This window comes from Photorhabdus viridis (genome assembly GCF_040256935.1).
In the GTDB taxonomy this organism is placed as follows: Bacteria; Pseudomonadota; Gammaproteobacteria; order Enterobacterales; family Enterobacteriaceae; genus Photorhabdus; species Photorhabdus viridis.
In genome coordinates this window covers 56,221-68,031 of sequence record NZ_JBEJZY010000027.1, presented here as the reverse complement: position 1 = coordinate 68,031, position 11,811 = coordinate 56,221, and the positions used below count along the sequence as shown (strand labels likewise).

Sequence of the window (11,811 nt, the reverse complement as noted above, 5' to 3'; positions counted from 1 at the left end):
AAAGCCGCTATCGGCTGACATGGATGATGCCGGATGGTTTACCGATAACCTGGATATTACGCACGGAAATGGGCAGCGGGCCGCTGGCGTTATTGAAACTGCGGGGATTTATGTTGCCGAAAGCGATTTTTGTGGTGACGCCGGGGGATGACACTCCTATGTCAGCGATTGATGACGATGATGGGGAGGATGAGTAATGTTGCCTTGGTGGTTTGGTATTGCATCATATCAGCAAGAAAATCAGCTATCGAATACCCTGAAACACCGCCACGTTTGCGGTGTTTCAGAAATAAAGTTACATATCAAATCAAAGAACGTGAACAGACGACGTATTGGTTGTACCGCTTTGCACCAGCGCACCAGATACCATAACCACGATTTCGCCTTTTTTCGCCAGCCCACTGATCAGTGCTGCTTCTTTACCGATGCGATAGAAATCGTCGGTAGATGCGATTTCTTTAACGATTTGAGTAGAAACACCTTTAACTAATAGCAATTGGCGTGCAGTCACTTCGTTGGTGGTTAATGCCAGAATAGGTGCGCCAGGGAAGTACTTACGGATAGATTTAGCAGACTTACCGCCATAGGTTGCGACTACAATCAGAGGGGCTTCCAGTTTTTCGGCTGTTTCAACGGCGCCGCAGCATACCGCTTCGGTCACGCGTAATTTACGGCAATTGACAGCTTCAATGCGGCTTGGCATGACATGATCTGTGCGCTCACAAATTGTTGCCATAATAGTTACGGCTTCTACCGGATATTTGCCTTTTGCACTTTCACCGGAAAGCATAACTGCATCAGTACCATCCAAAATGGCGTTAGCTACGTCACCGGCTTCGGCACGGGTAGGGCGTGGGTTTTTGATCATGGAATCGAGCATTTGAGTTGCAGTGATAACAACTTTGCGGGCCATGTTACATTTTTGGATCATCATCTTCTGGGCGAAGATAACTTCTTCTACTGGGATTTCAACACCGAGGTCACCGCGGGCAACCATGATCCCATCAGAAGCTTCTAGGATCTCATCAAAGTTGTTCAGACCTTCTTGATTTTCAATCTTAGAGATAATTTGAATATTTTCACCCCCGTGCGCTTTCAAATGTTCGCGGATTTCCATAACGTCAGAGCGTTTACGGATGAAAGAAGCGGCGACGAAATCAACACTTTGTTGGCAACCAAAGACCAAATCTTGTTTATCTTTTTCTGCTAGGGCAGGCAAGCTGATAGATATACCTGGCAGGTTAACACCTTTATTTTCACCTAAGTCACCGTTGTTCAAAACCTGACAAATAACTTCTGATTGAGTGACTTCTTTAACTTTCATACCGATCAAACCGTCATCAACCAGAACGGTGTTACCTGGAGCCAGATCCGCAGGGAAACCACTGTAAGTTACAGCAACGCGGTCTTTATTACCGATAACGGTTGTGTCGGTGGTAAAAGTGAAAGTCTGGCCAGCAGTTAGGGATACGTCATTGCCGCTTTCCAGCTTCATGGTTCGAATTTCAGGGCCTTTAGTATCCAGCAGAATAGCTGCCTGTTTACCTGTCTTAGTCATAACTGAACGGATATTTTGAATACGCTGGCCGTGCTCTTCATAGTCTCCATGAGAAAAGTTGAGGCGCATAACATTCATGCCTGCATCCAACAGTTCGGTCAGTTTTTCTTCGGATTCTGTTTTTGGTCCGATAGTACAAACAATTTTGGTTTTTTTCATGACAACTTATCTACAGGTTTTAATGGATAAAATAGTGAACCACCAACTTTATGGTTTGCGCAGATACCATAGGGTGCTGGATGTTGCGCAACATCATTAAGGACAGGTGACGGGGAAGACATGCAGTGTTTTTTTATGTGAAATCAGGCATATGTAATTATGTGAGCTTATGCATATTATCAATCTGTAATTTTTCAGCATTCAGCAAATTAATGTGCTGAAACCATTCAACTATAAATTGGGTCGTATTATAGGGATTTATTTCTGTGAAATGAATCAAAAAATGATTATGTGAGTTAATTATAACTTTAGGACGACGAAATAACGCAAATAACAGTAGGGATTGTAATTTACTGCTCAATTTTCTTATGAATAATTGATTGGCTACTTCAGGAAAAAGAATGATTTCAGCGAGTTGGTGCGTCCGAGTGGACTCGAACCACCGACCCCCACCATGTCAAGGTGGTGCTCTAACCAACTGAGCTACGGACGCACTAAAGAGAGAGCGCTATCAACCAAACAATCTGGTGCGTCCGAGTGGACTCGAACCACCGACCCCCACCATGTCAAGGTGGTGCTCTAACCAACTGAGCTACGGACGCAATCTAAATTGCATTGGTGACAACGGGGACGAATATTAGCGGCGAGTTAGCCTTCTGGCAAGGGGAATAATACAAATTGTTGTTCAACTGTTCGTATTTGCAGCTGTTAAAGTGAATTTGCCGTTTATTCCACCAGTTAAATATTCATCCCCGGTTTTAGGGAAAGCAAATCAGTGGCTTGAGCGTCGCAGAACGACTTCATCTGATTGTTTTTGTGTCCACAAAATACGGCTAGATATCATCACTGCTGATGCGGTCAGGCCAATAATAAAGCCAATCCAGAACCCTTGTGGCCCCATAGCGGGTACAACATAATCGGTTAATCCCAGAATGTAACCACTTGGCAACCCCAGAATCCAGTAGGCGATGAAAGTGATATAGAAGATGGCGCGCGTATCTTTATAGCCACGTAAAACACCGGAACCTACCACCTGTATGGCATCAGAGAGTTGGTAAAAAGCGGCAAACAGCATCAGATTTGACGCCATGATGATAACTTCAGGGTTGTCGTTATACATCAAGGCAATCGGTTCTCGCAGAATGACAGTAAAGGCCGCAGTGAAGGAGGCAAACATCAAACCAACGGCAAGACCGGTATAAGCTGATATCCGGGCATTTTCGGTAGATTTTTTCCCCAGGTTGTAGCCAATGCGGATAGTGGTTGCCGCAGCTAAAGATATTGGGAACATAAACATCAATGAACTGAAATTCAGTGCAATCTGGTGCCCGGCAACTGCGGTAATGCCTAAAGGTGTGACCAATAATGCCACTATCGCAAACAGCGTAATTTCAAAAAATACTGCCATAGCGATAGGCAAGCCAAGGGCTGAGATGCGTTTTAAGGTATGCCATTCTGGTGCCGCAAAACGATGTTTAGGACGGATATCCTTTTGTGATGATGAATGTTTCACATACCAGCGCATCGACAGGAACATGGCCCAGTAAACACTGGCAGTGGCGACACCACAGCCAACACCACCCATCGCGGGAGCACCAAATTTACCGTAAATGAGTACGTAGTTAATTGGAATGTTAAGTAATAATCCTGAAAAACCAATGATCATGCTTGGTTTGGTTTTCGATAAACCTTCGCATTGATTACGAAGTACCTGATAAAACAGGTAGCCCGGCGCACCCCACATTATTGCGTGGGTAAATCCAACCGCTTTTTCTGCCAAAAGCGGGTCTATATTGTGTTGCCTGTCAATAAGAAATTTGCTGTTGTATAGAATAACAATAATTATAATTGAGAGGAAAGTCGCTAACCAAAATCCTTGCTGAGTTTGATTGGCAATCAGGTTTCTGCGACCAGAACCATTCATTTGCGCAATGATTGGTGTTAAAGCTAATAGCAAGCCGTAACCAAATAAAATCACTGGCAACCAGATAGAGGTACCAACAGCAACCGCGGACATTTCTGTTGCACTGACGCTACCCGCCATAACTGTATCCACAACCCCCATTGCAGTTTGTGAGAATTGGGCAATGATGACGGGGATCCCCAGAGCGAGCAGACTACGCGCTTCTTTTAAATACTTCTGCACGTATTACACCTTTTTGAAAGTAAAAAATATTAAGAGAAATTCCTGCATATAAGAAACGATTTTTGAAAAATCAACCGTTTACTAACTGAGGTATTGTATCTGTTTAATACTATATTAGCCAACAATAATGCTGAGTTTATATTCAAGTGCTCAGGTAGTATTTATAAGTGGCAACTTGAGATAGACTAACTAATAATTTTACATGGTCATTAAGAGGTTCTCCTATGTTCACTGGTATCGTGCAGGGAAAAGCACCATTAGTTGCTATTGATGAAAAAAGCAACTTTCGGACTCATGTCGTTAAATTCCCGGTTGAATTATTGCGAGGCATTGAAACAGGAGCATCGGTTGCTAATAACGGTTGTTGTCTGACAGTAACCAAAATAGAAGGCGATGAGATCAGTTTCGATTTAATGAAAGAAACTTTACGCCTGACCAATCTTGGTGATTTACAGGTAGGGGATTATGTAAATCTGGAGCGGGCCGCTAAATTTGGTGATGAAATTGGTGGGCATTTGATGTCCGGCCATATTATTACTGTTGCGGAGATAGCTAAAATTTTCACTTCAGAAAATAATCATCAAATATGGTTCCGGATCCACAATAAGCAATTGATGAAATATATCCTGCATAAAGGATTTATCGGAATTGATGGAATTAGCCTGACGATTGGTGATGTCGTGAATAATCGTTTTTGTGTCCACCTTATTCCTGAAACGCTGGAGCGTACAACATTGGGCAAAAAACGTCTTGGTCATAAAGTGAATATTGAGATTGATTCACAGACTCAGGCGCTTGTCGATACAGTGGAGCGTGTTCTTGCTCAGAAAGAGCGGGAACAGGTTATCTTTCAGCCTCCAGCCACTGTTATCGGCGAATAATCAATAAATAAGACGCGACAGGAGGACTTTCTTGTCGCTTCCGAACAAAATTAAACCTGTATACCTACAAGATTCGTTGAGCCTGTCAATGATCATTTTGTGATTTACCTCTCAATATTTTGTGTATTATGTTACTTGATATGGTTTATGTTGTTACTGTTGTGTTAATGCGCTTTCTCGTAAAGTGCAGGTTAACCTTACAACTATATTTTTGAGACTACCTTATGGAAAACGCGATTGAGTTAGATGAATGGCTTGAAGAACCTACACATGATGATGCTGTTGAAATGATGAATGCACAAGCTGTTGTACCTTTCGGTACAGCACTTTGGCCTTCTTGATGGTTCCTTATAATAGAACCTTTAGCGGTTCTTTATAATTGAAGTAAGGGGGCTTCCCCTTACTTAAAAATAAATAGGATTGCTCTCATGGATAAAAGTTTTGAAAATATGTATCGTTGTTTATCATATCACCCTGCAATTTCGGATAAAGTGAGACATGGTGAATGTATAAAGATATTTATTGGATCGGATACTGAACACAGCGATATTGCCCAAAAGATGCATGGGTACAAAAAGAATTTTAATGTAAAATCTGATTTCGCTTTTTTAGAAGAAACATCAGCAGACGATATAAAACAAAAAATATCCGATTGCGATTTATTTATCTTTCTTTACGCATCATCAACATTAAAGAACGCATCTCCACAAGGGCCAGAATATTTAACCAAAATAAGAAAATTTATTACTGAATCGTGGAAGAAATCAGTACTGTTTAAAGATTATGGCCTTCATTTTATTGAGGCATTCAGCGAACCACAAACATTAATAATAGAAAGAAACAAAAAACTGATTGAACTGTCAAGTCGATCACAGAAGATTCAATATACAGATAATCAAGGAAACTCAATTGTAGGTTATTTGGATAAAGACCATCAGTGGACATCCATTGATGGTAATGGAAATCTTGATGTTATTCCTGGGGAAATTGCGAGTCATATAAAGAACCTTAACGGTAGTGTTAGTTTTAGTGGCACCTTTTTGAGTACTGCACCATTTGCCATAAAATATGGAGTTGTCAATGATATGATGATGATAAATATAAAAGAGGGTGAAATCATTGGGTTTGATTGTGATAATGTGGAATTTAATAGAGATTTTAATTTATATCTAAACCATAATCACGGAAATCGAATTGTTGAAGAATTTGGTATTGGCACCAATACGGGAGTGAAAGCGCTTTACGGCAGAAATGCGGGTTTTGAAGAACGTCATCCTGGTTTACATCTTGGCTTGGGAGGCGGTGTAAAGGGAAGCCATCATTTAGATTTGATATTTTCTGGTGGAAAAATAGCATTTGATCAAACGACCTTTTTTGATAATGGCTATATTGGTTATTTTCGTTAGTGAAAAATACATCTATAAGCCACAGTGGGTTCCCACTGTAGCTTTTAGTTAATTACCGGGCTACCCGTAACCCGCCTTCAATACCTTTTGGGCTGAACATGATTTGCCATAATTGAATATCGCGTGCACGAAATGCACCTGCACTGGCATTCAGATAATAGCTAAACATGCGTTTAAATGTTGGACTATAGTTATCTTGTATCTCCGGCCAACGGGCAAAAAATCTTTCATGCCAGGCTATCAGTGTGCGATCATAATCTGCACCAAAATTATGCCAATCTTCCATAACAAAACAGTTTTTGCTGGTATGTGCTATTTGCTCTATAGAAGGTATGCAGCCATTAGGAAAAATATATTTGCTGATCCACGGGTCAGCGCTGATTTTACTTTTGTTGGAGCCGATGGTGTGTAGCAGGAATAAACCATCAGGTTTCAGGTTTCTTTGAACAACGTCGAAGTAGGTTGAATAATTCTTAGGCCCGACGTGTTCAAACATACCAACAGAAACAATTCTGTCAAATTGCTTATGTAAATCCCGATAGTCTTTCAGAATAATGTTTACGTCCAGATTTGCACATTGTTTCTGTGCATATTTCTGTTGCTCAGCCGAAACGGTTACACCAGTTACGGAAACACCATAGTTTTTTGCAGCATAAATCGATAGCCCACCCCAACCACACCCAATATCCAGCAAAGTCATACCTGGAGAGAGCTCTAATTTCTCGCAGATGAGCTTCAATTTATCAAGTTGAGCCTGTTCTAATGTTTCGGCTTGTTTCCAATATCCGCAGGAATATTGCATATAAGGGTCTAGCATACGGGTAAAAAGATCATTGCCTAAATCATAATGTTGATGACCGACAATCCATGACCGTTTTGGAGTTTGTAAATTACGTAAACGAATTATTGCGATTTTCAGTGTATTTTTGAAATTACTGGGCATTTTATTTTCTAATCCAGCACGTAAAACGCGATAAAAGAAAATATCTAACCGTTCACAATCCCACCAGCCAGCCATATAACTTTCACCTAATCCCATTGAGCCCTGTTGTAACACTCTTTTATAGAAATCAGGATTTTTTACTTGGATGTCATAGGGATTGTGACCATTAATCTGAATCCCTGCTTCTTGTAGCATTTCATTGGCAATTCGCTGCCAAGAATTAGTGACGGATTTTTGGTTTTCAATGTGCGATAAACTCATATACTCTCCAAGGTTAGGGTGATGGAATATTGAGGGGCTCGTTTTAGCTAACAAAGCAGAATGCGAGGGAGCAAAATGCGAAAAATAGCAAAGAATTAAAGCGAGAAACCCTAAAAATTACTAATCCATAAACTTAATCGGGGACATCATTGCTCCTGAAAACCTCAAATTCAGGTTATTTAGAATAAGGAACTTATATGAGTATAAAAGCGGAAAATTGTTTCATCAATTAATAAATAAAGACTGTAATTAATTGATAACCAACAGTCTTTATTGGTGTAACCATTTGATTAATATCAATAATGTTTTTCAACGGCTTGAATGCAGCGATCAGCTTTTTTTTTCCACTGTATAAAATACCCTAATACCATCAGAATAACGGTAGAAGCCATGACGGTGGTTGTTGATATAAGTGGATTGTTGACAAATGCTGAAACAATCAGGCTGGCAATAAAACAGAGCCCTAATTGGAGCGTGTTTTGCAATGCGGCTGCTTTTCCACTGTCTTGTGGGTAAGCGGATAAAGCATTAGCGACTGCAATTGGATATGAAGCACCATTCATAGCGGCCATAAAGCAGAAAGGGACCAGAATCGTCAACATGGTTGGTTCGCTGAATTTTGCGATTAAATACAGCACAATCATGCTGACAGCATAGCCAACCAACAGATAAGGGAAAACAATTTCACTTTTTATTTTGGTCAAGATACTGCGGCATCCATAACCACCGGCCATAAAGGCTAATGTTTGTGGCACATAACTCAGACCGATGTCCTTTGGGCTATAGCCCATATTACCGAGAATAAAAGGTGAGCCTGTTAGCCAGGCAAAAAAACCAGCGCTGCATGATGCAAATATCAGGACGTTGCCACTGAATACCGGTGATTTTAATAACGTAAAGAAAGATACATCGCTTTTCTGCGTTTCAGTCTCACGCTTTTTTTTGCGGTTTTCTTGCAGGAATAAAGTAGGCAACAGCAGTAATAATGTAATTGCCAGTAATACCAAAAAAATGATGCGCCAACCGCCATGTTGTAACAGCCAGGCGCCCATCAAAGGCGCCAGGGCAGGGGAAAGTGCGACCAGGGGCATGATCGTGGCAAAAACGCGTTTAGTATGGTTGGCGTCATAACGATCAATAACTAATGCTTGCCATGAAACAGCGGCTGAACAAACACCGATGGCTTGGATAAAACGCAAAACTAAAAGTTGCGTGGCGTCTGTTATCCAAAGCATACCCAGACAGCCAACGGAAAACGTTGATAACCCGATGATGATAATAGGCTTTCTTCCAAAGCGATCGGAAAGAGGCCCCCACAAAAGTTGAGCAAAGGCAAAACCTGCAAGAAAGACGCTCAGGCTGGCGCTGATTGCTCTCGTCGATGTGCCCAATTCTTGTTGCATAGAGCCGAATGCCGGTAGATACATATCAATAGCTAGGTAACCCAGCATACTCAAGCCTGCAAGGTAGAACATGAACTGACTTGAGTTTTTCATTTGATTACTCTCTTTGGATATCATGATTGAAATAACTTGCTGTGATAGGTAGATAAGAATATTTGCACATATTCTATATGCCGTGATTTTTACTTGTGAAACGGTAATATTTGGATAATGCTATGAAAAAAATTGAAAGGTAAAATTATGTGGTCAGAATATTCACTTGAAGTTGTGGATGCTGTTGCCAGAACGGGAAGTTTTAGCGCTGCTGCAACGGAATTGCACCGTGTCCCTTCTGCAATCAGTTATACCGTAAGGCAACTGGAAGAGTGGCTTGCGGTCCCATTGTTTGAACGTCGTCATCGGGATGTGGAATTAACTGAATCAGGCGCTATTTTTATCAAAGAAGCTCGCGCTGTTATCAAAAAAATGATTGACACTCGTCATCAGTGCCAACAGGTTGCAAATGGCTGGAGAGGACAGCTTAGTATTGCTATTGACCGGGTTGTTAAACCAGAACGCAGTCGTCGGCTTATTCTTGATTTTTATCACCATTTTCCTGATATAGAGCTGTTTATTCATCAGGAAGTATTCAATGGTGTATGGGACGCGCTGGTGGATGGCCGGGTTGATGTTGCAATTGGCGCCACCCGAGTAGCGCCGGTAGGGGAAAGGTACAGTTTCCGGGATATGGGATTTATGCCCTGGCTGTGTATCGTCAGTACGGGCCATGCTTTGGCTCAGTTGAACGGTCCATTGTCTGATGATCAAATGCGGCCTTATCCTAGCTTGTGTCTTGAGGATACATCCCGCAATTTACCGAAGCGAGACACCTGGACTCTGGATAATCAGCGCAGGCTAGTGGTACCTGATTGGGAATCTGGTCTGGCTTGTCTGAATGAGGGTTTGTGTGTGGGGATGGTACCCAAGCATAGGGCAATGCCGCTGATCCGACAGAAAAAACTGGAAGCATTAGAATTAGAGCAGCCTTTGCCAGATAGCCCGTGTTGTTTGACATGGGTGCAAAACAGCCATTCTCCGGCATTAAGTTGGCTTCTTGGCTATCTCGGCGATAGTGAAACTCTTAATGCTGAATGGCTTCAGGATGAATAGGGAGGATTAACGGCGATAGTCGATAAATGGGCCATCTGTGACAGAGCGCCGTTCAACCAAACGTGGATGTACTTCAATAGTTTGTGCATCTTCACGTTTACTGACTATTCTGTCCAGTAACATAGAAAATGCCATTTGTCCCAGACGTTCTTTTGGCTGATGGATAGTCGTCAATGCCGGAGATAAATAGCGGGCGTTGCGTATATTGTCGTAACCGATCACAGAAATATCCTGTGGGACGCGTAATCCTAGTTCATCAGCAGCACAAATAGCCCCCATTGCCATAACATCGCCACCACAGAAAACTGCGGTCGGACGCTGTTTTTGATTCAGAATTTGATGCATGGCTTTGTAGCCCGATTCAGGTTCAAAATCCCCTTGAACAATCCACTCTTCTCTGATTGGAATACTGGCTTCTTTTAAGGCTTTCAAGAATCCCTGATGGCGGCCGCCACCGGTATTTCGTGCCAGAGGGCCGGGGATCGCACCAATATCACGATGACCACGTTCAATAAGATAGCGGCCAGCCAGATAACCGCCGTGGAATGCGTTATCAATAATCGTATCAGTGAAATCACTTCTGGCTTGCCCCCAATCCATGACGACCATTGGGATATTGCGATAATCTTCTAACATTCCCAGCAATTGTTCCGGGTACTCTGAACACATCACCAGCAAGCCATCCACCCGTTTTTGTGCCAGCATGGCCAGATAGGCTTTCTGTTTATCAATGTTATTGTGTGAGTTACACAAAATCAGCGTATAGCCTTTGCTATAACAACTGTTCTCAACGGCTTCAATGATTTCAGCAAAATAGGGAGCTTCGCTGGACGTTGCCAGTAATCCGATCGATTTTGTATGGTTAACTTTCAGACTGCGGGCAACAGCACTGGGTGAATAACTCAGTTCTTTGATAGCAGCCCAAACGGCGGCCTTGGTATCTTCGGCGACGAAACGGGTTTTATTAATAACATGGGATACAGTAGTGGTTGAAACGCCAGCGTGCTTAGCCACATCTTTGATCGTTGCCATGAGATGAAATACTCCTGACCTTTTGGTCTAAATTTAAAACTCTTTGTTAATTATTTACCAGCATCTTTATACATTAGGGTGTCTGCTGGCAATAATTTAGCGATAAATCCTGAATTTTGTCTGATCTGGCTCAAAAGTGAAAGCAATAATCAATGTTATAAAATACAGGGTAATCGCTATTTTATTTTTTTTCCTTAAATGTAAGGATAATTAACCATATTAAATGAATGGTATTTGTGGTTATAGACGTCTATTCTGAGGGGGCATCGATGAATACCGATTTGAAGCTTGGCTTATTTACTGCGGTGAGCACGTTGGCGATGATTGCCATTTTTGCTGCTGTTTGCTTGATCTTTGCCTGATAAAGGCCATACGCGCCAGGATAAGAAAATATCAGGATGCATATTGGTGAGAGAAAATGGTATTCTCCGCCAATATTGTGACGATGTTGGTTATCAACATACTGTTGGTTTAAAGGAAATAAAAATGACGACTATTGAGAAGATTGAGCGCCAAATTAAAGAGAACCCGATTCTGCTGTATATGAAAGGCTCTCCTAAATTACCAAATTGTGGATTTTCTGCCCAGGCTGTTCAGGCTTTATCTGCATGTGGTGAACGTTTTGCTTATGTAGATATTTTGCAAAATCCAGATATTCGTGCAGAATTGCCTAAATATGCTAACTGGCCAACTTTTCCTCAGCTTTGGGTCGAGGGTGAGTTGATAGGTGGATCCGATATTATTATTGAAATGTATCAACGTGGTGAGCTACAAACATTAATTAAAGAAACTGCTGATAAATATCGCTCTCAGGATGAAAACGCGACAGAATAATTTTTAAATTAGCGACAGGCTATTATGTTATCTCCCCAT

Annotated in this window: 10 protein-coding genes and 2 tRNA genes; 5 read left to right on the top strand and 7 right to left on the bottom strand. The window is 41.7% G+C overall.

Features of this window, described 5'->3' with window-relative positions; all coding sequences use genetic code 11:
* Positions 1 to 197, top strand: a 197-nt coding sequence (locus ABR397_RS13265) for a hypothetical protein (RefSeq protein WP_350306149.1), incomplete at its 5' end; no start/stop codon positions are given.
* A gap of 110 nt (positions 198 to 307) precedes the next feature.
* Here the strand turns inward: ABR397_RS13265 and pykF are convergent.
* From pykF to ABR397_RS13245, 4 genes are all read right to left on the bottom strand, one after another.
* Entirely contained in the window at positions 308 to 1,717 is a 1,410-nt protein-coding gene (gene pykF / locus ABR397_RS13260) for a pyruvate kinase PykF (RefSeq protein ID WP_350306148.1), read from the bottom strand.
* 416 nt (positions 1,718 to 2,133) lie between these two features.
* Positions 2,134 to 2,210, bottom strand: a tRNA-Val gene (locus ABR397_RS13255).
* Between the two features lie 32 nt (positions 2,211 to 2,242).
* A tRNA-Val gene (locus ABR397_RS13250) sits at positions 2,243 to 2,319 on the bottom strand.
* A 170-nt stretch (positions 2,320 to 2,489) separates the two neighbouring features.
* The gene (locus ABR397_RS13245) at positions 2,490 to 3,863 is read right to left on the bottom strand and encodes an MATE family efflux transporter (RefSeq protein WP_350306147.1); all 1,374 of its coding nucleotides are present in this window, start codon (positions 3,861 to 3,863) and stop codon (positions 2,490 to 2,492) included.
* Positions 3,864 to 4,087: 224 nt separating this feature from the next.
* Here ABR397_RS13245 and ABR397_RS13240 point away from each other — a divergent pair, with 224 nt between their 5' ends.
* Positions 4,088 to 4,744 (top strand): riboflavin synthase subunit alpha, encoded by a 657-nt coding sequence (locus ABR397_RS13240; RefSeq protein WP_350306146.1) that lies wholly within the window; start codon positions 4,088 to 4,090, stop codon positions 4,742 to 4,744.
* A gap of 428 nt (positions 4,745 to 5,172) precedes the next feature.
* A complete protein-coding gene (locus ABR397_RS13235) occupies positions 5,173 to 6,150 on the top strand; it encodes a leucyl aminopeptidase (RefSeq protein ID WP_350306145.1) in 978 nt (325 codons plus the stop codon).
* 52 nt (positions 6,151 to 6,202) lie between these two features.
* On the opposite strand, the gene cfa is transcribed toward ABR397_RS13235, so the two are convergent.
* Positions 6,203 to 7,354, bottom strand: coding sequence for a cyclopropane fatty acyl phospholipid synthase (gene cfa, locus ABR397_RS13230; protein ID WP_350306144.1), 1,152 nt, complete (start codon positions 7,352 to 7,354; stop codon positions 6,203 to 6,205).
* A 296-nt stretch (positions 7,355 to 7,650) separates the two neighbouring features.
* A complete protein-coding gene (gene punC / locus ABR397_RS13225; protein ID WP_350306143.1) occupies positions 7,651 to 8,850 on the bottom strand; it encodes a purine nucleoside transporter PunC in 1,200 nt (399 codons plus the stop codon).
* Between the two features lie 147 nt (positions 8,851 to 8,997).
* Here punC and punR point away from each other — a divergent pair, with 147 nt between their 5' ends.
* Positions 8,998 to 9,906: a DNA-binding transcriptional activator PunR gene (punR, locus tag ABR397_RS13220; protein WP_350306142.1), complete on the top strand. Its 909-nt coding sequence runs from the start codon at positions 8,998 to 9,000 to the stop codon at positions 9,904 to 9,906.
* Positions 9,907 to 9,912: 6 nt separating this feature from the next.
* Here the strand turns inward: punR and purR are convergent, their stop codons facing one another.
* Positions 9,913 to 10,938: an HTH-type transcriptional repressor PurR gene (gene purR / locus ABR397_RS13215; protein ID WP_350306141.1), complete on the bottom strand. Its 1,026-nt coding sequence runs from the start codon at positions 10,936 to 10,938 to the stop codon at positions 9,913 to 9,915.
* 486 nt (positions 10,939 to 11,424) lie between these two features.
* Between purR and ABR397_RS13210 the strand changes: the two genes are divergently transcribed.
* A complete protein-coding gene (locus ABR397_RS13210) occupies positions 11,425 to 11,772 on the top strand; it encodes a Grx4 family monothiol glutaredoxin (RefSeq protein WP_350306152.1) in 348 nt (115 codons plus the stop codon).
* Positions 11,773 to 11,811 lie beyond the last annotated feature (39 nt).